At 70.1% G+C, this 23988-nt stretch carries 12 protein-coding genes; 4 read left to right on the top strand and 8 right to left on the bottom strand.

Annotation, left to right across the window (positions count from 1 at the left end; all coding sequences use genetic code 11):
• Positions 1 to 54: 54 nt before the first annotated feature.
• Positions 55 to 600 (bottom strand): hypothetical protein, encoded by a 546-nt coding sequence (locus JJJ14_RS11115; RefSeq protein ID WP_003780678.1) that lies wholly within the window; start codon positions 598 to 600, stop codon positions 55 to 57.
• On the opposite strand from JJJ14_RS11115, the gene JJJ14_RS11110 reads away from it, so the two are divergent.
• Genes JJJ14_RS11110 through JJJ14_RS11100 form a run of 3 tightly spaced genes read left to right on the top strand, consistent with a single transcriptional unit; the run spans position 557 to position 5048 of the window.
• Positions 557 to 1411 (top strand): FHA domain-containing protein, encoded by an 855-nt coding sequence (locus JJJ14_RS11110; protein WP_309342313.1) that lies wholly within the window; start codon positions 557 to 559, stop codon positions 1409 to 1411. The genes JJJ14_RS11115 and JJJ14_RS11110 overlap by 44 nt on opposite strands.
• 8 nt (positions 1412 to 1419) lie before the next feature.
• Positions 1420 to 3582: an FHA domain-containing protein gene (locus JJJ14_RS11105; RefSeq protein ID WP_201444163.1), complete on the top strand. Its 2163-nt coding sequence runs from the start codon at positions 1420 to 1422 to the stop codon at positions 3580 to 3582.
• Positions 3582 to 5048: a serine/threonine-protein kinase gene (locus JJJ14_RS11100; protein WP_101559757.1), complete on the top strand. Its 1467-nt coding sequence runs from the start codon at positions 3582 to 3584 to the stop codon at positions 5046 to 5048. Before JJJ14_RS11105 ends, JJJ14_RS11100 begins: the two co-directional genes overlap by 1 nt.
• A 289-nt stretch (positions 5049 to 5337) precedes the next feature.
• Here JJJ14_RS11100 and JJJ14_RS11095 read toward each other — a convergent pair whose 3' ends face one another.
• From JJJ14_RS11095 to JJJ14_RS11065, 7 genes are all read right to left on the bottom strand, one after another.
• Complete coding sequence (locus tag JJJ14_RS11095; protein ID WP_201444162.1) at positions 5338 to 8733, bottom strand: RDD family protein; 3396 nt, start codon at positions 8731 to 8733, stop codon at positions 5338 to 5340.
• Positions 8730 to 11315, bottom strand: coding sequence for a transglutaminase domain-containing protein (locus JJJ14_RS11090; RefSeq protein WP_101559759.1), 2586 nt, complete (start codon positions 11313 to 11315; stop codon positions 8730 to 8732). The genes JJJ14_RS11095 and JJJ14_RS11090 overlap by 4 nt, the downstream gene beginning before the upstream one ends.
• Positions 11312 to 12691 carry a DUF58 domain-containing protein gene (locus tag JJJ14_RS11085; protein WP_201444161.1) on the bottom strand — a complete coding sequence of 460 codons (1380 nt, stop codon included), beginning with the start codon at positions 12689 to 12691 and terminating at the stop codon, positions 11312 to 11314. Before JJJ14_RS11085 ends, JJJ14_RS11090 begins: the two co-directional genes overlap by 4 nt.
• A gap of 5 nt (positions 12692 to 12696) precedes the next feature.
• Positions 12697 to 13662: an AAA family ATPase gene (locus tag JJJ14_RS11080; RefSeq protein WP_003787581.1), complete on the bottom strand. Its 966-nt coding sequence runs from the start codon at positions 13660 to 13662 to the stop codon at positions 12697 to 12699.
• An 80-nt stretch (positions 13663 to 13742) separates the two neighbouring features.
• On the bottom strand, positions 13743 to 20033 hold the full coding sequence (locus JJJ14_RS11075) for an Ig-like domain-containing protein (protein WP_201444160.1): 6291 nt from the start codon (positions 20031 to 20033) through the stop codon (positions 13743 to 13745).
• Positions 20030 to 20470 (bottom strand): adenylyltransferase/cytidyltransferase family protein, encoded by a 441-nt coding sequence (locus JJJ14_RS11070; RefSeq protein ID WP_009407724.1) that lies wholly within the window; start codon positions 20468 to 20470, stop codon positions 20030 to 20032. Before JJJ14_RS11070 ends, JJJ14_RS11075 begins: the two co-directional genes overlap by 4 nt.
• Positions 20470 to 21924 carry a sugar transferase gene (locus tag JJJ14_RS11065; RefSeq protein ID WP_201444159.1) on the bottom strand — a complete coding sequence of 485 codons (1455 nt, stop codon included), beginning with the start codon at positions 21922 to 21924 and terminating at the stop codon, positions 20470 to 20472. The genes JJJ14_RS11070 and JJJ14_RS11065 overlap by 1 nt, the downstream gene beginning before the upstream one ends.
• Before the next feature lie 718 nt (positions 21925 to 22642).
• Here JJJ14_RS11065 and JJJ14_RS11060 point away from each other — a divergent pair.
• Positions 22643 to 23902, top strand: coding sequence for an oligosaccharide flippase family protein (locus JJJ14_RS11060; RefSeq protein ID WP_201445174.1), 1260 nt, complete (start codon positions 22643 to 22645; stop codon positions 23900 to 23902).
• The last annotated feature ends 86 nt before the right edge of the window (positions 23903 to 23988 follow it).

The following is a 23988-nucleotide window of genomic DNA, read 5'->3' as shown; positions in this document are numbered from 1 at the left end:
GGGGAGGTCAGTGGCGACGTCGCTGCTCACGGACACCCGGGCCGTCTGCGCCGATCAGACGACGGGGGCGACCTGGCGGGCCAGCTCGACGAGATGATCCAGGTTGGGGGCGATGTCCTCAGCGGCGGCGCCCCACAGGCGCATGACCAGGTCCACCGGGACCGTGGGCAGTCCCGCCAGCCTCAGGACGACGACGCCCTGGGTGGGGCCGTTGGACTCGTAGAAGGCGGAGAACCCCACCATGTCCGGGCCCGGCCGCAGGCGCACCAGCTCGGCCTCGGGCAGGAGCGCGGCGACGATCTGGCGCTGGGTGGCGCGGCGTCCCTCCTTGGAGCCGTCATCCTTGGCGATCTCCAGGCTGAGGTCGATGACGAAGGGCGGGTGGGCGACGTCGTCGATATGCATGAGGCGGGCGAAGCGGCCCTGGCGCTCCATGGCCTGCAGCTCGTTGAGCAGGGACTCCAGCTCGGAGCGCCACTGCGGCCCGGTCACTCCCAGGTGGGCGCTGCGGTGCCTGGCCTCCTCCCGCGCCCATCCCGGCGGTGGGAAGGGCGGGATGATCACCCATCGCTGGGGATCAGGAGTGACCGCGATCTGCACTGTGTGTTCCTTCCGAGACCTCGTCCGACTGCGAGGCAGTGGGCTGGGCGCCTACCATGTCTGTCCTATGAGGACCCGAGAGCGACATACGACAATTATGCCTGCATCCGCACGCCGACGTGTGGTCCGCGTGCTGGTGGATGCGGGGCTCATCATCGCACTGTGTGCCGTCACGGAGCGCTGCTGTGGAATCTTATTCGCTGTCGGGGCGGTTGTGCTGCTTATTGCTGTGATGACTGCCATGATGGCGATGACAGGCGCCACACCCGGCGGGCTGGTGACGGGGGTCCGGCTGCGGAGGGTGGCGGACACAAGCAGTCCCCCTGGACGCTCTGCGGTGATTTACGTCGCATTTTTGGGCCTCTCTTTGGTGGCAACCGCAGGTCTGGCCCCCCTGGTGTTGTGGATCCTCTCACTATGGCGTGCTGAACAGCGCACCTGGTTCGACCGACTGGCTGGAACAGTTCTTCTCAGCGCCAGGCCAACCTCGGTGTCGGCCTGTTCCCTGGTGGTTGAGGGCTCAGTAATCCCAGTTCTGGGGCCGATTGTTCTCGGGCGCCGGCCGGCCCCGATCGAGTCCCACCCCGATGCGCAGCTCGTCGCGGTGCTCCGTTCGGAGGACTCCGTGTCGAAGACGCACGCCCTGTTCGTGCCCGCTTCGGATGGGGTACTCGTCACAGATCTGGGTTCGACGAACGGAACCCACATCGAGGACGAGGAGGGCGTTCACCGACTCTCACCCGGCCGACCGGAGTACGTGCACCGGGGACGGCAGGCATACTTGGGTGACGGTGTCTGTATCGTCCGTTGAGGAGAAAAATGATGACAAACAGCCCGAACAGCAGCGCGAACAACGAGGTCTGGTGGACCGAGGGTTCGTGGACAGGCGTGGTCACGCCACGTGCTGTGATGATCCTGCCCCCGTCGGTGCCGCAGGACCTCACCGAGCGCCTGTGGCGGCTGCTGCGCAGTGAGGAGGCCTCGCTGACGCGGGCCCTGGATGAGCTGGTGATGGGGATGGGTGGACGTCTGGGTGCGATCCCGGACTTCGTGCTCGCCGTCTCAGCACCCGAGGACGTCTTCCACGTGGCGCTGCGCGGTGCCCCGCAGATGGAGGTCGACGGCAAGGCGCTGGACGCCTCCGCGGTCACCACCTGGTTCGAGACGACGGTGACCGCCCCCAACTCGGTCATCGTCAGCGCGCCCGACGGCGCCGGACAGGTGCGCCGCCCGGCGGTCGACGCCGTCGTGAGCACCGGCCACCTGGTGCTGCGTGGATCGGAGAAGTCGAGCGGGACCCCGTCCCCCAGCCGTGCATCGTCGAAGGGGTCCGGTGACTCCGACGACGATGACCCTGACCCGGCTGGTCCTGACTACTCCACCGCTTCTGCCGGCTCCGCCGGAACCCCTGCTGCTGCCGTGAGGACCTCTCGGTCCTCCCGTCGGGCATCGCGTCGCGCCTCGCGCCGTCAGTCCGCCTCGTCGGACCACTCGGAGCAGGACGACTCGTCTGAAGGGGCGCCTGCCGAGACCGCCGAATCCGCCGACGTCGTCGACGACCTCATCGAGATCGCGCAGGACAACGCCGAGCAACAGGCCCTCGATGGTGCTGAGCTCGCCGCGTCCCTCGAGAGCGCTGAGGCCGCTGAAGCCGCCGGTCAGTCGGAGGACTCCGCTGAGGACTCCGATGCTGCTGAGGAGTCGGCCCTGATCGCCGACTCCGAGGGACCCGCTGACCTGCTGGCCGTCGTGGCCGGCGTCTCCGAGGCCGCTGAGGCGACTGAGGTGACGCCGTCGCCCGAGCTGCCCGAGTCCTCAGAGACTCCCGACGAGACCCCGGAAGCCCAGACCCCTGAGGCCGCCGAGGCCGCCACTGAGTCCTCACCGGAGACCTCCGATGAGGATCTGCTGATCGCCCCCGTCTTCGATATCCCGGCCCTGCCGATCCCCTCCGCTCAGGAGGCAGAGGCCATGATCCCGCCCCCTCCGCCCCCGTCGAGCGAGGATCTTGAGGCTGCTGGTATCAAGGACGCTGCCGCCGAGGTCACCGAGGTCGCCCAGACCCCGGCCGACTTCGTGCCCGTTGAGGCCGCCGAGGCCGCCGTGGTCGCGGAGGCCACTGCTGTTGCCGAGGCCGCCGCGCAGGCGCACGCCGAGGAAGAGCCCGTACGCTCCGGGGACCACGACGGACAGACCATCAACAGTCTGCCCGAGGACCTCTCCCAGGAGCTGCGCGCCGAGCTGCTCAACCAGGGGCTCGGTCCCCTGGAGCCGAGCCAGTCGGCGGAGGTCGTCGAGTCGCCCGGATCCGCGGCTGTGGATGCCGCAATGGTCGAGCTCGTGCAGCCCTCCGTCGGTGAGCCGGCGACTGCCGAGCTCGGTCGCGGGGACCACGATGGGCAGACCATTAACGGTCTGCCCGAGGACCTGGTCGGCGAGCTCGTCTCCCTCGTGGGAACCGGGCCCTCCAGCCCGGCGTCCCCGGTCTCGGCGAGCTCTCCCAGTGAACCCGACGCCATCCGGATCGTGCTGTCGGCGGTGTGCCCCCAGGGCCACCCCAACCCCACGAACTACACCGTGTGCCGCGTCTGCGGAGCTGAGCTCAACCGTCCGGCCAAGTCGGTGGCCTGCCCCCCTCTGGGGCGCGTGGTCACCTCCGGCGGCGAGAGCATCGAGCTCAACCGTCCCCTCCTGGTGGGTCGCAACCCTGTGGCCGACGACATCAGCAGCGTCGCGGAGGTCCCCCTCCGTCCGCTGACTGTCGCCAGCCCCAACCAGCTCGTCTCCCGCAACCACATCCTCATCGACCTGGATGCGTGGAGCGTTCTGGCCCAGGACCTGGGCAACTGCAATGGCACCGTTCTCAACCGCCAGAACGAGGCGCCCGTGCGCCTGTCCTCGGCGAATCCGGTGCTCCTGCGCAGTGGAGACGTCCTCGACCTCGGCGATGGTCAGACCCTCGCCTTTGAGAACCTCCCCTGATGCTGGATCACAAGGGACCGCCTCCGGTCATCTCCGGGTTCACGTACCTGGAGAGACTCGGAGCGGGAGGCTACTCCACGGTCTACCTCTTCGAGCAGCACATGCCCCGCCGCGAGGTCGCGGTCAAGGTCATGAACGCTGACGTGGAGGACAAGACCGCCTCCCGCTTCGAGTCGGAGGCGAACCTCATGGCACGGGTCTCCTCCCACCCGGCCATCCTGTCCATCTACGGCGCGGGCGTCTCCGCCGACGGCCACCCCTTCCTGGTCATGGAGTACTGCCCGCCGCCGCAGCTGGGCGCCATCTTGCGCCAGGGTCCCCTCAATGTCGCTGAGACCCTGTCGACGGCGATTCAGATCGCCGGAGCGGTGGAGACCGCTCACCGGGCCGGCATCGTCCACCGGGACATCAAGCCCGCCAACATTCTGTTCACCACCTACCGCCGCCCGGTGCTCTCCGACTTCGGCATCTCCGCCATGAGTGGCCCGGAGGGGGCCGAGGAGCTGCGGGGGATGAGCGTGCCCTGGGCTCCCCCCGAGCAGCTGGTGGGGATGCGCTCGGCCAACCCCGCCTCCGACATCTACTCCCTGGGCGCGACCACCTTCGCGATGCTCACGGGGCGCAGCCCCTTCGAGACCGACGGCATCCCGGACGTCTACGAGCTCTCCCGCCGTATCGTCAAGGACCCCCTGCCGCCGCTGGGGCGTCAGGACGCCCCGCCGTCGTTGCACCGCGTGCTGTCGGTGGCGATGGACAAGAACCCGGACTCGCGCTACCCGACGGCGCTGGCCTTCGCCCGGGCGCTCCAGCAGGTCCAGGCCGAGCTCGACCTGCCCATCACGACGGTCGACCTGTTCCAGGAGCCGGACAAGGCCGCGAAGTCCGCCCGGCGTCCCAACCCCGACGAGGCCGACACCGCCACGAAGATGGGGGTCTTCAACCAGGTCGACGTCACCAGCGAGCACATCGCCATGCGGGTGGAGCCCGACAGTGAGGACAAGGGCTCGTCGTCGGACTCGGAGGCCGGTGAGTCGAGCCGCCCCAACCGCATGCGGGCCGTACTGACCGGTCTGCTGGTCGTGGCCATGGTCGCCGCCGTCGTCGCCGCGATCGTCGTCTCCCAGCACCAGGACAAGCAGAAGAAGCCCAACAACCCCATTGCCACGATCGCCCCGCAGCCCGACGCCAACCCCCTGCAGGCCTCAGTGCCCATGGTGGGCGATATCGTCGGCGAGGCACAGGGTGACGGCACGGTGAAGTTCACCTGGGGTGAGCCGGAGACGAACTGGTCCGGCAGCTACCTCTACCGGGTCAAGCTGCCCGATGAGGAGACCGAGGTGGACTCCACCCGCACCAACGAGGTCACCGTCAACGCCCAGCCGGCGCGCACCTGCCTCGAGGTCACCGCGGTGCGCGCGGACGGTAAGGCCTCGCCGGCCAAGACCGCCTGCGTCGACACTCCCTGAGGCTGCCTCCCGGGAGCAGCCAGTCGCAGTGGCAATGGGCCCGCCGAGTACTGCACGAGGTTGGGGATCTACTAACCAAGGGTTGTGCGTACTGCACGAATGCCCCACCTACCTGGAGTATCCCCGACCCTCCTTCAGTAGCACCCCACCTTCGTGGAGTAGGACGCCCCAAGGGCCGCAGGCTCCAGATGCCGTTGAGCGAACGCGCCGCCGGGACCGGCAGACACTGGGGCCCGCACTCTCTCGGAAGGAGTGCGGGCCCCAGCGCTTGAGGGAACCGGTGCGGAACTCAGACGACCTCCACCTTGAAGGCGATGCGGCCGAAGAAGATCGTGCTGCCCTCCAGGGCGGACAGGGCCTTGTCCGGTACGGCCTCGACGGTGCGCCCGTCGCGGTACTCCACCCGTGTCCCGTTGGTGGAGTGCAGGTCGGTGACCCACACCCCGTCCAGCAGCGGGAAGATCGCCGCGTGCGTCTTGGATACCGAGCGCGTGGGATCGTCGAGAGCCACGCGCTCCGCCCCGGGGTAGGCCGAGATGTTGTCGGGGTCGCGGCCCACCACCGTGGGCTCATGGATGACGATCGGGTTGCCGCCCAGCAGTGGAACAAGACGCACCGACAGGGCCGGGGCGGCCGAGGAGGCCGACGGCAGCGACGGTGTGGCGGTCTGGGCGCTTGCGGCGGGAACCGGGGTGAGCGGGGGCAGAGAGACGCCTGCAGCGGGGGCGGAGGCAGACGCGGCCGCCTCCGGCATGCTGCCGGCACCGTGCCTGGACGCGCCGGTGTGGGGCTGCGCCGACGCCTGGGCGGAGGCGGAGCGCTCGTGACGAGCGGCGCCGGCCTCCGCGGCGGTGGCATCGCTGCGGGACTCGCCGGGGACGGCGCGCTCATCCGTGGGAGAGGGGATACCCGGTCCCGAGAAGCGGTGCGAGGCGTGGGACCGGCGCGCGGAGCTCCCCTCCGCAGCGGCCGTGCTTGCTGCGCTGCCGGCGGAGGTCCGAGCGTGGCTGCGGTGACTGCGCACGGTCGGGTGCGTGTTCCCCTCAGAGGAGGCCGGTACACCACCGGGCACGGTGGCCGGGTTGGTCAGATCCATCGGGGACGCGTGCTGCGCAGGCGCCGAAACCGTCTTCGGCTGCTGCGGCAGGCCGTCGTCGGAGACGATGGCTCCTTCCGGCAGGGAGTCCACCGTGGCGGCATCGACCGAGGTGGGAACCGAGGACCAGGGCACCGAGTCGATGAGGGCCTGCGTGTTGCGGTCCCCTGAGGGCAGGATGCTGGAGGTGTCGAAGGTGTGCGCCACCTCCGGGACGGGGCCTGCTCCGGCAGCGAAGCGCTGCCGATCGGAGGCGAAGAGGCTCTCGCGACGAGGAACGCCGGGCTGTGACACCGACTCTCGCTGATCCTCGGCAGGTGCAGCAGACGAGCCGGAGGTCTTCTTGCCGGTGTGACCGGGCTGAATCCTCCAGCGCTGGGCGTGGGCGTGTCGTGGTTCCATCGTTTGTGATGTTACGGGTTTTGTGGCTTTCGAGCGCGGGACTTGTGGTGTGGAAGTCGCATCGTGCGACGTGGAGGACTCCGTTGCCTCGGAATCGGCAGCAGTTTTGGAGGATTCCGCTGAGGGCGTCGTCGCTTCGGACTGTTGCTGATCGGCCGGGTGCTCAGGTGAGGGCGGCGCGTGGGACGAGGGCTTCTCTCCCTCGTCACCCTGGCCGTCGGCGGCATCCGTGGACTGAGACGGCGCGTCTTCCACGACGTCGAGCGTAGCCGTTTCGGAATCCGTCTGCGAGGGCTGCTGCGTCGGGGCGTCGTCGGAGTCGGACGATGCGGCCGCCGGCAACTCCTCGGCGTCCGCCTCGGACGGCTCGTTGGACGGTTCCTCGACGTCCGCAGCCGGTTCCTCGACCGGTTCCTCGACGTCCGCAGCCGGTTCCTCAACCGGTTCCTCGACGTGCTCGTCAACCGTCTCCTCAGCTTCCCCTGCCGTTTCTTCGGCCGTCTCCTCGGTCGGCTCAGGGACGTCCGGCTGCGACGATGCGGCGTCGTCGTCCGCCTCCGGCTCGGTGGCCCCGGCGGGGGCGAGCGGTGCCGGCTCCGTGTCCTGGTGAGCCGGGGGAGCAGCATCCTCCGCGGCCTCGGGGGCGGTTGCGACGGTGTCCTCGTCGGCCGGCCCCGTCGAGGACTTCGATGCTCCTGCCACGGCCGGCCGGGAGTCGGCCCGGGCCGCGGCCATGGCAGCGGATGCCTGAGGGTCCATGGGGGTGGCCGAAGCGACGGCGACGGCCTCGGCGTCGGTGTCCACAATGGCCGGACCGGCGTCCGCCGCCGACTTCGCGGAGGCGGACGATGACACGGTCGCCGCCTTGGTGGCCTTGACGGTGACCTGAGGCGCGGCTGCGATCGTTGCGGCATCCGTGCTCGCGGCCTGGCTGGCGGCGGAGCCTCCTGAGACCACAGGCGCGTAGCCGTCCGAGGAACCGGCCTTCAGGGCGCGACCGGCATGGCGCGCGGGTCGGGCCGGACGGGGCCGACGGATCGAGGAGGAGACCGGATCCGACGTCGTCGGGTGCGCGTTCCTGCCGGAGGAGTCGGTGATGCCGGCCTCGGTGGCGCTCTGGGCGCCCGCGGTGGCGGCCTGCTGGGTCTCCTGTGCCGTCTCCTGGCCGGCCATGGCGCGCGTCGAGCCCGGACGGGGGCCGCGTTTCCTGGGCTTCTTGCCCCGTGCCGTCTTGCCCGCCTTCTTCTCGGTCTTGCGCACGGCTCGCTCGGAGGGCCGAGTGCGGGGGGCGGACTCGCCTGACTTCTCGGTGGCCTGAGTGGACAGTTCCGTGGCTGGTTCCTGGCCCGCGGCGCTGCGCTCGGCGGGGGAGGAGACAGACGCGCGCCTGGCGGCGTCCCAGGCCTCACCGATGTCCTGAGCGGAGGATGTCTCGGGCTCCTCCGGCGCCACGGCACCGGCGTCGGCCCGGGGGCCGAGGGAGGCGGGCTCGGTGACTGGGCGGTGTGTCGACCCGGCCTCTGAGGGAGCAGGTCGTGCGGGACGCTTCGGCCTGCGGGCGTTGAGCAGCGCCATCCCGGAGAGCTTGTCGTGCCAGCCGCGCCCCTCGGGGTCGGCGGCCGCCGTGCGCATGAGCGCGATGGTGCCCAGGCCGAGCGTGGTGATGCTGACGGCCAGGATGAGATCGGCGTGGAGGAACGAGCCCAGTGGTGAGGGAGTCTGGTTGCGGGCCCCCAGCATGCGGATCCTGAGCAGGCGCCCTCCCAGGGACCAGCCGGTGGCGGCGATGGCCAGCCAGCGTGCCCCGACGACCAGACCGAAGGCGATGAGCCCGCTGGTCAGGGCCGGGCGGCCGCCCACCTGCCAGATGACCGTGGTCAGGCCCCCGACCAGAAGCGAACCGATGACGAGGTCGATGACCCCGGCAACAACACGTGCCCGCACCGGGGCCGGGGGGAGGCGGCGATGCACAGCTGAGGGCGTGTGCGCGCCGGCCCGGGCAGCGTTGGGCTCCGGGCTCCGGGAGTCGGCCGTCTGCGCTCCGCCGTGCGGATCACCGGGGGCGCTCGGCGCCGTGCCGTACGGACTGACGACGTCGGTGCGCGGCGCGTCATCGGACGGACGGGAGGACGTCGGTCGGCCCGCAGCGGTCGAGGCGCTGCTACGGGCGTCAGCAGTGATCGTCATGACCGCAACCTCCTGGGTCGACGTGACCGCCTGTCGGCGGGATGGACGAGGGAGCGCGGGGACAAACGGGCCCATACCCGTCCCAGGCGCGAGCGGTCCGCCCCCATGCAGCGGACGATCGCATCTGAGGATTCCCACAACTCCCCTAGAGCGTACGATGGCGGCTCCCCGGAGCTGAAGACCTGGGTGTCAACTGCTCCGGCGAATCGAGGCAGATCGACCTGCGGGAAGTGAGGAGCCAGCTGCGCGGCCGCCTCCCTCCGAGTGGCCCCCCACCCGGGGTAGCGCCCCAGGTCGCGGGCCCGGTCGAGGATCTCCTCCCAGGCTCCCAGGGCCTTGCCCACGCCGGTGCGTGCGCGCCGGCGTCGGCGCCGCCAGGCCTTCCATCCCAGGACCGAGCCCACGATCATCGCGATCGCCAGGACGGAGCCTCCGACGGCGATGACCGCCGTCGGCAGACCGCCCTTGTCCTTGTCCTGGGGGTCGTCGCGCTGCGGGTCCTCGTAGTTGGGGGGCAGCTGGGCCGGGTCCTCATTGGGCAGCGGGGGCTGGAGGACGTTGGGTTCGGGATTGGAGACCTTCTGGGTGGTCTGCTGCTGGGGAACCTGGTCGCGGTCCGGCGTGACGTCGAAGGACACCCAGCCCAGCCCCTCGAAGGGGATCTCCACCCAGGCCTTGACATCCTCACCGGTGACGGTCTTGGCGTCGCCGTCAGTGGCCGGGTCGAAGCCCATGACGACGCGGGCCGGGATGTTGAGCGAGCGGCACATGAGCATCATGAGCACCGAGTACTGCTCGTCGTCGCCGATGAGGGAGTCGGCCTCCACCATGGAGGCGATGCGGGCGGCCCCGTGCCCGGGCTGGGAGGGGCTCTTGGTGCCGTCGGAGTAGTAGCTCGTGCGCAGGCGCTGCTGAAGTGCCCGGACCTGCGCGATGGGGTTGGACTCGGCCCCGACGATCTCCTTGGCCAGGGAGGCCACCGACGACGGTACCTGCTCGACCGGTCCCAGCGAGGTCTGCGCCAGCGAGGCCTTGTTGAGGGCGGCCTCGGAGGGCGCGGTGTAGGGGGCGACCCGCTCGGTGAGGACGTCACCCGAGGCCAGGCCGCTGGTGGCGATCCCGGTGGAGGAGAACTTGTCGTAGTACATGCCCTCGCGCAGGGCCGACTGACGCGGCCCGGAGGACTCGATGCGGATCGTCTCGGGCATGGTGGGCACCCAGGGGAAGCTGTAGTCCTCGATGGTCAGGGAGGAGGTCTGCTTGCGTCCGTCGAGCCGGTTGGCCGTCAGCTGGGTCTTGTCGCCGATGCGCTCGAAGCGCGATTGGCCGTTCTCGTTCTGACCGATGTGGGCCGACAGGCCGTCGTAGGAGTCCAGGGCGGCGATGCGGATGCGTCCGCCCGAGGGCAGGTTGATCGGCTTCATGAGCCGGGTGTGGGCCTTGTCCGTCTCCAGGGTGCGCACCAGGGACAGGGGGCTGGCATACTCGGTCACGTCCAACGGTGGCTGGAACAGGTCGCGCACCACCGTCCGGGAGGCGGGGGCGGCGGGGGTGAGGACCATGGCGGCCAGGGAGGTGACCAGCAGCAGCACGGCGGCGATGACCGTTCCGCGCAGGGCCGCCCGCCCCAGGTCCCCGGTGGAGCGGGCGCTCGTGGCGCCCGAGGTGGTCGAGAAGGAGCTCAGGTCCAGGGCCTCGACGACGTGGCTGCGCCGCTGCCGCAGGGAGCCGCAGGTCCACAGGGCCAGGATCCCGACGACGAACAGGACGCCCAGCACGGTGGGGCGCACGGTCTCCTGCCCGCCCCAGCCGATGCCGACGGCGGGCAGGCAGGTCAGGGTCAGGCCGGCCAGGACCTCACGGCCCGCCAGGATGAGGCGGGTCGCCAGCGCCGAGACCACCAGACCGGTCATCCAGGGCAGCACCGTCATGCCGCTGAAGGAGCTCAGCGGCATCGGCACGGTCAAGGCGTCGCGCCACACGGTGATCGTGGAGCCCAGCACCGTCTTGATCGCCGCGGTCCCGGAGCCGACGTCGGTCAGCAGCCAAGGGGCCACCAGGACGTGGACCAGCGCCAGGGCCGCCATGCTCGGCAGCACCGACAGGCGCAGGCGCGAGCAGAGCATGGAGGTCAGGGCGCCGATGAGCGCGCCGTAGCCGACGGCGAGGCAACCCACCACGGAGGCGAAGATCGGCAGGAAGGGGACCGCGCCGATGGCGAGGATCCCGGCCATGAGGACCAGCTCGAGGGCGGCGGCGGCCGGCGTGGGCGGCTTGGCACCGCGCCGGGGAGGCAGGAAGCGGCGGGCGGAGAGCGCCGGCCGGGAGGGGCGCGACAGGAGCGGTCCGGCGCCGGTGATCGAGCGGGCCTGACGAGTCGTCTCGTTGCTGTAGAGACTGCGCGTGCGCGACGATGTTGCCGTCGACCAGGAGGAGGGCGACTCGTCCGAGCCTCCGGAGGGTGCGGCGGTGACCTGCGAGGGGGCCTCAGCCGGAGAGGGCGCCCCGGCCGGCGAGGCGCCCGAGATCGGGGAGCCCGCGGTGCGGGGGGATGCGGTGGTGAGGGTTGTCGTGGGGGTCATAGTGCTCGCCTCAGGGCGGTGGGAAGCTGCTCAAGACGGTCCATGTCCACGACCGGCATCGTTCCGGCGTGGTGGCGCGACAGGCCGCGCTGGCCGGCGCGCAGGGCAACGGTCACCATGGGCAGTGGTGCGAAGCCGCGGGCCCGGGCCAGCACGGCGCGGTCGACCTGCTGGCCGGTGACGAGGACGACGATAGAGGCATCGGGGTGCGCCGTGCAGGCGTGTCGCACCAGCAGGTCGCAGCTGTAGTCGTCCTCACCGGTGCTCAGCAGGCAGGACGTGTCCAGCATTCGCAGGGCGGAGGAGGTGGGCAGAGCCCCGATCTGGGTGATGAAGCGGACCTCGCGCCCGTCCTGGATCGCGTCCATGGCAAGTGAGCAGGCGATGGACACGGCGGTCTCGAAGTCCTCCTCGCCGGCGTAGTCGTCCTGACGGGTGGACAGCAGGACGAGCAGGCTGGAGCGGCGGGTCTCCTCGAACTGACGCACCATGAGCCGGCCGGTGCGGGCCGTGGTGCGCCAGTGGACGTTGCGCCGGTCATCGCCGGGAACGTACTCGCGCAGGGCGTGGAAGGCGACGTCGGAGCTGGACAGGTCCTGGGTGACGGCGCCCTCGATGTCCCGCAGGACGCCGTGCAGGACCGTCCCCAGGCGCACGGTGCGCGGGTGGATGTGGATGTGCTGCGGGGTGCTCAGGGAGCGCTCGCGCTGGAGCAGCCCCACCGGGTCTCGCTGGACCGCCAGGACCGGACCGACGGTGACGATGCCGCGGCGCTGCGTGGGCAGGACGAAGCCGCGCTCGTGGACGGCCCCGGGGGTCAGGGTGGGCACGACGAAGACGGCACGCCCCGGCCCCACCGGCATCTCCATGCGTGAGGGCAGCAGTGGCCGGGTACGGGGGTTGGTGACGGTCAGACGGATGAGGGCGTGGTCGCCCACGGTGACGCGGGACTCGAGCAGGTTGTGGTTGACCGAGTAGCCGCGGCGGGGGATGAGCCACAGCCAGGCGCTCACCGCGACGATGCCGACGGCGGCCGCGGCGCTCCACGCCTCCTGCCAGCCCATGACGGCCCCGGTCAGTCCGCAGGCCGCCAGCAGCACCAGGCTGCCCCATCCGATCGGGGTCACGGTGTGCAGCAGCCAGCGCAGCGGTCGCAGCGCCACCGCGGCCGCTGCGGCCAGTCGGGACTGCGAGGGCCTGGTGGTCAGGGCCTCGTTCGTGGAGGTCGACGACGCAGCCGATGCCGCGGGCTGCGCGGAGGCCGGAGCCCCCGAGGAGGTGGGGGCTGCGGCGGAGGAGGCGGATGCGCCGGTCCCGCCCGCCGAGCCCGGACGGGCCTGGAGGGCAGGTTTCTGCGACGTCGTCTGAGGCGTCATACGGCTCAGTCGCGGGTCGTGGGGGCGGGGACCTGGGCCAGCGCGGCGGTGATGACGCCGGAGGCGGTGGCGCCGGTGAACTCGGCGTCGGGGTCCATGACCAGGCGGTGGGCCCACACGACCTCGGCGAGGTCCTTGACATCGTCGGGCAGGACGTAGCTGCGGCCCTGGGAGGCCGCCCACACCCGGGCGGCCCGAGCCATGCCGATGGCGCCACGGGTGGACACGCCCATGCGGGTCTCGTCGGCTGCACGCGTGGCCTCCACCAGCGCCCCGATGTAGTCCAGCACCGAGTTCTCGATGTGGTTCTCGGCGGCGAGGTCGGCCATGGAGGCCACCACGGAGGAGGCCACGACCGCGGACAGGCTCTTGGAGCGGTCTGGGTGGGCCGAGCTCGACAGGATCCGGGTGAGCGCCTCCCGGTTGGGGTAGCCCACGGAGGTCTTCATGAGGAAGCGGTCGAGCTGGGCCTCGGGCAGGCGGTAGGTGCCAGCCTGCTCGATGGGGTTCTGGGTGGCGATGACCATGAAGGGGCGCTCGGTCGTGTGACGCACGCCGTCGACCGTCACCTGGGACTCCTCCATGACCTCCAGGAGGGCCGACTGGGTCTTGGGGCTGGCCCGGTTGATCTCGTCGGCCAGGACGATGGAGGAGAAGATCGGGCCGGCGTGGAAGTCCCAGGTGCCGGTCTTCTGGTCGTAGATCGTCACGCCCGTGATGTCGCTGGGCAGCAGGTCGGGGGTGAACTGGATGCGCGAGTGCGTCCCCTGCACCGAGGCCGCCAGGGCCCGGGCCAGGGCGGTCTTGCCGGTGCCGGGGGCGTCCTCGAGCAGGAGGTGGCCCTCAGAGAGCATGGTGGTCAGGGCCAGCTTGATTACGTCCTCCTTGTCGAGCAGCGCCTGACCGACGTTGTTGACAATGGTGGAGAAGGCGTCAGCGAACCATGTCGCGTTCTCGGGAGTCATCGGCATGGAATCAATGATCCTTCGGGTGGAGAGGGGTGGGTGTGTGACTTGTTGCGTACTGGGCATCGATCCGGTTAATGAACCGGTTATTGCTGGGTGCAGGTGATGGTCTGGTCCCAGTTCGGTGTCCGGTGGGGGAACTTGTGCCGGGCGTAGCCGTTCTTATCCAGGGCGATCTCCTCCTCGTTCCAGGCGGGCTGCCAGTTCCAGGTGTCCCAGTACCAGTAGCCGCAGGACACGGTGCTGTTGGGGTTTCCGGTGATGTCGAAGACCATCTGGTAGCAGGTGCCCCAGGGGCCGAAGGGGTGGCACCTCTGCGTGTAGTCCACGTAGAACCTCTGCTCGGTGCCGACCGGGTAGGCCTGCTTCTTGTCATCGTCATCATCGTCGTCATCGTTGTCGTGCTTGGACGGCCGGGTGACGGTGTCGCAGCCCCACTCGGAGGTGCCGGCGTTGGTCCTGGCCCGCACGCACCAGGTGAGCGACTCGCCCCGCTTGAGCTTGCCGTCATAGGTGTCACCGATCTCGATGTCCTCGACGGACTTGCCGCCGTCGTCGGTCTGCTCGTACTCGGCGTTGGCGCCGTTGTTGGCACCGGGGCTCCAGGAGCAGGAGACCTTCTTCTGCTTCTTACCGGTGAGCTCGCAGCTGACCGAGGGGGCCGACGGCGGACCGTAGGGCGCCACCGGCGAGGAGGCGACGACGTCGGAGTACTGCCCGCCGCCGTTGGCGCGGGCGTAGACGGTGTAGGCCTGCCCGTCGTTCAGTCCCCGGATGGTCGAGGAACTGGTCCAGGTGACCTGGTCCACGGAGTACTCCACCGTCAGCTCGCCCACGCTCCAGCCGTTGCCGGCCCGGGGCGAGGAGCTCACGGACAGCTCGCCGCTGTTGCCGGTGGCCTTGACGGCCGGGGTCGACGGCGTCAGCGGGGTCGGCTTGTAGGTGTAGCTGGCCTGGCCTGAGGTCTTGGAGCCGTGACCGTTGTCGGCCTCGACCCAGAAGGTCCAGGTTCCGCGCGAGACCGAGACCGTGGTGGAGGTGGCCCCTCCCACGTTCTTGGAGTCGCTGGTGTGCCCGTTGGAGTAGTGCAGCGTGTAGCTCACGGGGCTGCCGTTGCCGTTGGCGGCCTGCCAGCCGATGGTGACCGTGTCCCCGTTGGGGGTGATGACAGGGGTCCCGGGGGTGCCGGGCTCGCCGTAGGGCGTCACCGAGTTGGACGGGGAGGACCACTCCGAGACCGTCCCCTGGCTGGACCTGGCGCGCACCTGAGCGGTGTAGGCGCGTCCCGGGGAGACGTCGAAGGAGGCCGAGTCCCCGGAGATTCCCGACTGCACGGTGCCGTCGGACAGGCGCACGTCATAGGTCGCCGTGCCCCCGAAGGGGTCGTCCACTTGGGTCCAGGCGGCGGTGACCTTGCCCGAGCCGGCCGTCAGCGTGGGCGCGGCCGGGGTCTTGGCGGTGGCGTTGTGCTGGTAGGACACCGTCGCGGCCTCGGAGTTGCCGTACTTGTTGGTGGACACGACCTGGATGCTGTAGCTCTGACCGGGCGCCAGGCCACTGATGAGGCAGTTCGAGGTCGAGCAGGACTGCTCGGAGCCGTTGACACTGACCTTGTAGCCGGTGATGGGGGAGCCGTTGGCGGAGCCGTCGGTCCAGGACACGCGCGCCGAGTCGGCGTCCACGGGGGTCACGCTCAACCCGGAGGGGGCTGCGGGCGCCACCCCACCGACCTGGACGGTGATGGTGCCGGTGACGGCCCGGGACTCCGAGCCGGTGGAGTCCAGCACCTTGTACTGCGCGGTGATGGTGCCGTGGAACCCGTTGTTGGGCGTGATCGTCACGGTCGTTCCCGAGGCGCTGATCGAGCCCTGGCCGGAGGTGATCGTCGGGGTGCCGGACAGGGTGATCGGCTTGTCCGGGAAGGGGTTGCTCACCGCCTTGGACACGTCGGTGCTGACCGCCTCGCCGTTGCGGGACTCCAGGTTGATCGGGGCCGTGGTCATGAGGGGCTTGTTGGAGGCGCTGACCCGCACGGGCAGGGAGGCGCTCACCGGCGGGTTGACGCCGTCGGAGACCGTGATCGGGATGGAGCCCGTGGTGCCCTCGGCGGTCTTGTCGGAGGCCTTGACCGACAGTGTCGAGCCGCTCAGGGAGATCTCGAATCCCGCGGGGGCGGGACCGGCCTGGAAGGAGAGCTTGTCATTCGGGTCGGGGTCGGTGGCCATGGCCGCCAGGTTGGCTGTCACGGCCCCCTCGCCAGGGGCCACCGTCATCTCGGTGGGGGTGAAGGTCGGCGGCCGGTTCGTCGAGGATTCCACGATGATCGGCAGCGTGAGCGTCGAGCTCAGGGCGTCGGAGCCGGTGCCGTCGGCCACGGTGAAGGTCACCGAGGTCTGCCCGGTGAAGCCCGAGTCGGGGGTGAAGGACAGCGCCGACCCGCCCGAGGCGACCTTGGCGTCCTTGGTGCCCTTGGCCATGTGGATGGAGGAGGTGTCCGTGATGACGGGCTTGGTGCCCTCCCGGGTGAGGATGTAGGAGGACAGGTTGATGTCCGTGGTCTTGTCCGCAAGCACTCGGGCGGGCACGGCCGAGGGGTTGATGCGGGGCCGCAGGGCCGAGCGGGCCGGCACCACGACGACGGCGTGGCCGGTCAGCCCGTCGGCGTCGGTGATCGTGTAGAGCACGAGCCGCTGGGTCTCGCCCACCGTCAGGCTCAGCGAGTCCTTGCCCACCTCGACGTCGGGGTCGGAGGAGGACAGCTTGAGGTCCCACGGCGAGCCGTCGGTGTCCTTGTCGTTGTCCAGGACCGGGACGGTGACCTTGCCGTTGGCGTCGACCTGGTCGACGGTGACGTAGTCGTCCACGCCCACCGGGTTGGCCAGGGGGGCGTTGCTCGAGACCTGGACGGTGACGGTGCCGGTGTCGGTGCCGCCGCGTCCATCGGAGACGGTGTAGGTGACCGAGTGGTTGCCCTCCTTCTCCGGCAGGTCGAGCACCAGGCGGCCGGCGCGGGTGGACACGCCCAGGGAGGGGTCGCTGGAGACCGGGTCGCCCTCCAGGGACAGGCTGTCGCCGTCGGTGTCCAGGTCGTTGGACAGCACGTCCACGGCCACGGTGCGCCCGGGCTTGGCCACGACCAGGTCGTCAGTGGCCACCGGGGCCACGTTGAGCGGTGAGGCCTGGGCCACGCCCACTCGGACCGTACCGGTGGCCTGGGCCCCGAAGCGGTCCTCGACGACGTAGGTGAAGGTGTCGGTACCGGTGGCCCCCTCGGAGGGCGTGTAGGTCAGCCACGAGGAGTTGATCTCCACCGAGCCCAGGGAGGGGGCCTGGTTGAGGCCCACGAGGCTCACCGAGTCGCCGTCGGGGTCGATGCCGTCCAGCGGCACGGTGATGTTCGTGGTCGAGCCGGCCAGGGTGCGGGCCTCCAGGTTGCGCGGTGAGGGCGCGGAGTTGTGCTCGGCGTCCTGGGCGCGCACCTCCACGGTGAGGACCCCCGAGGCGGTCTGGCCCTGGTCGTCCTTGGCCGTGTAGGCGTAGGAGGTGCGGCCGGGCTGGTTGCCGGCGCGGAAGCGCACGGTGTTCTCGCTGACCCAGGCGGTGCCCAGCTCGTCGCCCACCAGGCTGACCTGGGAGTCCACCGACAGGTTGAGACCGGCGGGGGAGGAGTCGTTGTCCAGGACGGAGGCGGTGACGACGTCGCCGGCTCGCACGACGGCGGTGTCGTTGGTGACCACCGGCGGCTGAGGCTGGGACTGGGTCACCGGGACGATGGCGACCTTCCCGGTGGCGCTGGAGGTGCCGTTGGTGACCGTGTACTCCACCGTCAGGTTGGCCGGCACGGTGCTGGCCGCACTGATCTGCAGCAGGGAGTGATCCACGACCGTGACAGTGACCCCGGAGTCCGGCGGGGTCTTGACCGACTGCAGGACCAGGATCCCCCCGGAGGGGTCGAAGTCGTTGGTGAGTGGGGCGATGGTCGTCGAGCCGCCGTTGCGCAGCAGGGCGGTGTCGTTCTCGACCTCGGGAGGCACGGTGGCGTCGGCCTTGGGCGTGACGTCCACGCGCACGATGCCCTGAGCCGTGTTGGCCCCGTCCATGACGTCGTAGGTGAGGTAGTAGGTCTGGGCCTGGGCATTGGCCTCGGTGGAGAAGGTGAAGACACCGGCCTGCTGGTCGATGCTGATCGAGGTCCCGGCCGGGGCCTCCTGCACCGCTGCCAGGCGCAGGGTGCCCCCGGAGGGGGAGGTGTCGTTGTCCAGGGGCGAGACGACGGCCTTGGAGCCGGCGACGACGCGCACATGGTCGGCGTTGGCGATCGGCTTGGCCGACTGGGCCGGCTGCACGTCGACCTTGACCACGCCGGAGGTGGTCTTCTGACCGTCGGAGACGGTGACGGTCAGGTCGCGGGTGCCGGTGCCGGCGCCCAGCTCGCGCACCGTGACGGTGCCCTCGTTGGAGACCTTGGTGTCCAGGCCCTCGCCCTGGGCGGAGACCAGGTAGAGGTCGTCCCCGTCGGGGTCCAGCCAGTGGCCCAGCACGTCCAGGGAGCCGGAGGCCTTCTCGGCGACGGTGAGGGTGGGGGTGGTGATCTGCTTCGGGGCGTCGTTGACGTCCCAGCCGTGGACGTCGACGGTGGCGACGGCGGAGTCGCTCATCCCGCGGCCGTCGTCGGCCGTGTAGGGCACGGAGAAGCTGCCGGAGGCGTTATCCGGGACATCCATGCGCAGGGCCAGTCCGCCCTGGGCCTTGGTGGCCTTGAGCGACCCGCCGTTGTCCTGGGGAGTGGCGGTGAGGACGTCGCCGTCGGGATCGGAGTCGTTGGCCAGCACCGGCAGGAGCGCGGAGCGGCCCGGGCGCACGCCGAAGCTGTCATCGGCCGCCTTAGGCGGGTGGTTCTCCTCGGTGCGCTCCGGCGGGGTCTGGGAGTCCGAGGTGTTGGCCGAGTCGTCCTTCTGATCGGCGTTGTCGTCGGTCTGGGCGGTCTTGTCCGTCCAGTCGTCGATGAGGACGAGGTCCTCGTTGGGCAGCCACACCGAGCCCGTGTCCAGGTCGTTGAGCACGATGGCGTCGCGGTTGACCCGGAAGATCGGGGCGGAGGAGGCGGCGAGCTTGTCGTCGTGGGCGGTGTCGGTGCCGCCGCCGAACAGCCCCGAGCAGCTGCGCACGAACTGGCCCGAGCCGGACCAGGCCGCGTAGACGCACTTGCCCAGGCGCACCGGCTGAGCGGGCACGCCCTCGGGGGCGGAGCCCTCCTTGGCCGACGGCGTCCTGGTGACCTTGCCCCCGTCCATGGGGACGGAGATGAGCTCGTTGCGGGAGGCGACCAGGACCGAGTCGGCATCGGGGCCGGGCTGCTGGAGCACCAGGCCGGAGGTCCCCAGGCTGACGGACTTGCCCTCGGGCAGGTGGAGGATGCCGGTGCCGCGCTCCAGGACCACGGGCTGGTCACCGACGGCGGTGATCGCCAGATCGGTGCCGGCGGTCAGCTTCAGGGAGGTGTTCGTGGCCTCCTTCCAGCCCTTGTCGCTGGTCTCCAGTGAGACCAGCGACTTGCTGGTGGCCGAGACGGCGTGGATGGCGCCGTCCTTGCCGATGGCGGCCACGACGTCGGGCATGCCGGTGACCACGGGGGCGGCTGCGGTCAGGGAGCCGGCCTCCTTGGCCTTGGCGGCGCGGATGGTGCCCTGGACCTTGTCGACCGCCATGACCCGGTCCCCGCCCTGGGCGATGGTCACGCCCTTGGTGAGCTGGGTGCGCCCGGAGAAGGCGACCTGGGAGGGGTCGACCGAGGAGACGGAGGCGTCGCCGGAGTCGGGGACCAGGACGTCCTCGGCGTTCTGGGTGACGTCGAAGGAGGACGAGGAGGTGCGGATCGCGCCGTCGACCTCGCGGGAGGGGTAGTTGAGGCGGGCCACCAGGTGCTTGGAGGTGGAGGTGACCCACACGCCGCCGTCATTGAGGTGCAGGTCGGCCTGGGCCACGCCCTCGTGGAGCCAGGCGGCCGTTCCCAGGGCGGTGACGCAGACGACGGCGGCCAGGGTCGACAGGCGCTTGCGCAGCCGCACGCGCTGGGCGCGCGACTGGGGGATGCGGAAGGTCGCGGCCAGCCGGGAGGTGGTGGTGCCGGAGGTCAGACCCGAGTCGACGTCCTGAACGTCGTCGGACCGGGAGGTCCGGCTGCGCCGCCGGGGGCGCAGGGCGCCGGCGGCACGGGTGAGCAGACCGGGACGGTCCGCGGCGGACGGTTCGGTCTGAGCGGTGCCGGAGTCGGATCGGTTGCTTCCGCCGTCACCGGCACCGGAGGTGGCTGCGGCGGAGTCGATGCTGCTCGACGGGGTGTCGGGCGTCTCGAAGTCGTTACGTGAAGTGGTCACTTGGCCCCTTGGGGACTACGGGATGCGACCTCCTGGACGAGGGTGCGGCGCAGCATCGTCGAGGAGGTGGTGGGTGTGTAGGGCAGGTAGATCACCGAGGCCCCGACCTCGGCCATCTCGGCCTCCAGACGGCGGCCCTTGTCGGTGCCCTCCCAGTCGGTGCCCTTGAACAGCACGTCGAAGGGGGAACGCTTCCAGGCCAGGCGCTTGTCCTGGTCATAGTCGGGGACCACGGAGTCCACCATGCGCAGGGCGGCCACCATGGCCATGCGCTCGGCCAGGGGCACGATGGGGCCGCGCCCCTTCATCCGCTCCAGCGACTCGTCGGTGGCGACCCCCGCGATGAGGTGGTCGCAGCGCTTGGCCGCCTCGGTGAGGATGTTGAGGTGCCCCACGTGCAGCATGTCGAAGCCGCCGGGGACGTAGCCGGTAATCATCAGTAGGCTCCCTTTCCGCCGATGACCGCGCGCAGCGTTCCGGCGAAGATCTTCGCGTCCAGGGCTCCGCCCCGGTTCTCCACGTAGTGACGGTCCAGGGCCACGGTCGAGGCCCAGGACAGGTCCGAGCGTCCGGAGATCTGCCACAGGCCGGTCAGCCCGGGCTTGACCAGGAGACGACGCAGCGCCTCGGCGTCGTACTTGGCGACCTCGACGGGAAGTGCGGGGCGGGGCCCCACCAGGCTCATGTCCCCGCGCACGACGTTGATGAGCTGGGGGAGCTCGTCAATCGACAGGCGGCGGATCCAGCGGCCCACACGGGTGATGCGCGGGTCCTGACGGTCCTTGAACATGACTTCGTTGCCGGCGTCGCCGCCGGCCTTGACCACCGAGGCGCGGCGCGCGTCGGAGTCGATGTACATGGAGCGGAACTTCCACATGGTGAAGGGCTTGCCGTCCTGGCCCACACGGGTCTGGGTGTAGAAGACCGGACCGGGGGAGTCGAGGCGGATGGCGAGCGCGGTGGCCGCCAGCAGCGGCGAGATGAGGGCCAGCCCGATGGCGCCGGCGAGCCGGTCGAACAGGGCCTTGCCCGCGGCGCGGGTGCGGCGGGTCTTGACGGCGATGAGACCGGTCCAGCCGTGTGTGACGGTCAGGGCCCGCATGCGCCCGGGCACGACGTCCTGCAGCCCGGGGGCGACGACGAGGCGCACCTGGGTACCCTCCAGGCCGCGCATGAGGGTGACCAGGTCCTCGGGGATGACCGAGCCGACCGTCATGACGGCGTCGATGCGCTCGGCGTGCAGGGTCTGGGCGATGTGCTGGGGGCTGCGCACGGGCTCAGCCGAGTGGAAGGCGCGGTCCTGCCCGGAGGACAGGTAGCCCACGATGAGGAAGCCGTCCATGGGATGGCGGCGCAGCTGGGTGAGCATGGGCTGGGAACCCGAACCCATGACGATGAGGGTGCGACGCAGGGCGTGCCCCTCGAGGCGGCGGCGGCGCAGCCACCCGGCCTCGATGGAGCGTCCGGTGACGGCCAGGAGGAGCTGGGCCGCCAGAGTGGCCAGCAGGGTGGTCCGGGCGACTCCGGACAGGTCGGCCAGCAGCAGGGCCACCGGAACGCTCACGGCGGCCGCGGCGACGAAGCGGCCCGTACCGGGGCCGGCCTGCTCGACGGCATCGATACCGAGCGCTCCCAGGAACCAGGCGATGAGCACCATCGTGATGCCCACGGTGGTCTCGGACCAGACCAGTGGCAGGTGGCCGCCCAGGAGGGCGAGCCAGAAGGGGACGGCGACGGCGAAGAGGTCGGACAGGACGAGCCAGATGACGAGGTCATGGCGCGTGCGTGCCCAAGGACTGCGCGGAGCGGTGGGGGAGGTGGCGTCGGCTGCTGCTGTCGAGGGACGCCGGTGCTGCTCGCGCTGGGGCAGTGTCAGGGTCGAACTAGACAAGGTGGACTCCGCAGGGATGATCGTGGGTGGGCAATAACTGGTCGGCTAGTGCTGACGGGACGTCGTGAACAGCAGCGTTTTAGAATGCTACTAAGTCTTGCGGACGTTATTTGTGGGAAGTGGCCAAGATCGCAGGGGCAAGATGAGGAGTCGAGAGGTTTCTGAGATGTCTGTATGTTACAGGTGCGCAACGATATGGAGGTGTCAATGCACCTCTGAGGGACCTTTCAGGGTTCTTCCAGCAGGCGGCGTTGTTGCAGGTCAGGGCTGGTTTGCTGGGGTTGTGCCAAGGGGGGTGGGTGGGGGACCGTCTATGTCACAAGACGATAAACAAAAGATACCAGGTCACCAGCCTTGATGCGTCTACTCTCGTGCCTGTCTTCGGGTGTCTTTCCGATGCCGGATTGTGACCTTCCTACAACATCAGGAGTGCTACGTGACCCAGTCGAGTTCTTCGGCACCCCGGTCGGCTTCCGGGCCGGCCGAGGCGCAGTCGGCGGACGGTGCTGCCCCGACGGGTGCCGCTGAGTGTGGGCGACCTGTCGATAGCTCAGTCGTCGCAAGCCTCTCGGCGGTTGAGGTGAGTGATGGAGCGGCCGCGTCCCAGGGCTCTCGACGTTCTCCGCTGAGGAGGCTCGGCGGGGTCCTCAGGCGGGGGTCGTCGTCAGGCGCCAGCTGGTCGTCTGTGGGAACCACAGCCGTGGCCAAAGTGGTGGTCATGGGGGTGTCCGGCGTCTTCGGGCTGGTCAACACCAGCCTCATCATCAGGCACTTCGGGGCCGATGCCTTCGCCCAGTACGGCCTGTTGGCCACCTTCCCCACCCTCATGCCCTTCACCGACCTGGGGATCGGTGCGGTCATCCTCAACACGGTGGCGAGCTCGAGCGACCCGGCCCACGACTCGACCGTACGGCGCACGATCACCACTGCCGTCCGGGTGCTGCTCGGCTCCGCCCTGGTCATCAGCACCGTCGGCGTCGTCATCCTGCTGCTGGGCGCCTGGCCCGGGCTGCTGGGGGGCAAGCTCATGGAGGGCGGCGGACTTACCGCCACCGTCTGCCTCATTATCTACGCCGCGGCCCTGCCGCTGTCCGTGGGGCAGCGAGTCATCATCGGTCTGGGGCGATCGGCCACGCAGGTCATCAGCCAGGGAGTCGTCTCGCCGGCCATGTCCTGCTTCCTGCTGCTGGCCATCGTCACCGGCCTGGGGCGCGGCAACGCCGTGTCCATCTACTCCTACATCGCCAACGCCCTGGTGTCGGTCATCTGCATCGTCGTCGCCTGGCGCGCCACCCGCCCCCTGTTCAAGGGTGCCCTGAGGGACGTGCCGCGGCTGCGCAGTGTGCGCGGTGTGCGCATCGTCAACACCGCGGGCCCCCAGCTGCTGCAGTCCCTGGCCATCCCGATCGCCTTCCAGACCGACCGCCTCCTCCTGTCCCACCTGGGGCAGTCTCAGGCCCTGGCCGAGTACAACCTGGCCAACAACCTGTTCAACATGCTCACCCAGACCGTCATGGCGGCCGGCGTCGCCATGTGGCCCATGTTCGCCAGGGCCCGGGCCGACAAGCGCGTCGAGAGCCCCTTCAAGCCGGCCATCGCCTTCAGCGGGGGCGGTCTCCTCCTGGCCCTGGCCCTGGTGGCCATCACCCCCTGGGCCGCCCGAGTCATGTCCCACGGCAAGATCGTCCTGCCGGCCGCGCTCGTGTGGGCCTTCGCCGCCTACGTCGCCGTCGAGGCTGGCAAGCAGCCGCTGGGCATGTACATGACCGACCCGCGCGGCCTGCAGTTCCAGGTCATTCCGGTGCTCATCCTGGTGCCGATGAATCTCGCCATCTCCTGGGTCCTCATTGGGCCCTTCGACGCCGCCGGGCCTATCCTTGGCTCGGTGATCTCGGTGGTCCTGTGCCAGATCCTCCCGTATGCCTGGTGGGTGCGCCGGGACGTGGCCAGGCGTCGTCGAGAGCTGGCCCAGCAGTGAGCCCCTCCTCGTCGGCCGCCGGTGCTGAGCCGGCTCGCGCAGCCCGGGAGCCGACGCCGCGCCCCTACGCCCGACCGCTGCCTCGC

This window comes from Actinomyces sp. HMT 175 (genome assembly GCF_016694895.1).
Lineage (GTDB): Bacteria > Actinomycetota > Actinomycetes > Actinomycetales > Actinomycetaceae > Actinomyces > Actinomyces oris.
Note: the sequence above shows the minus strand (reverse complement) of the source record. Positions and strands in the feature narration are given on the sequence as shown.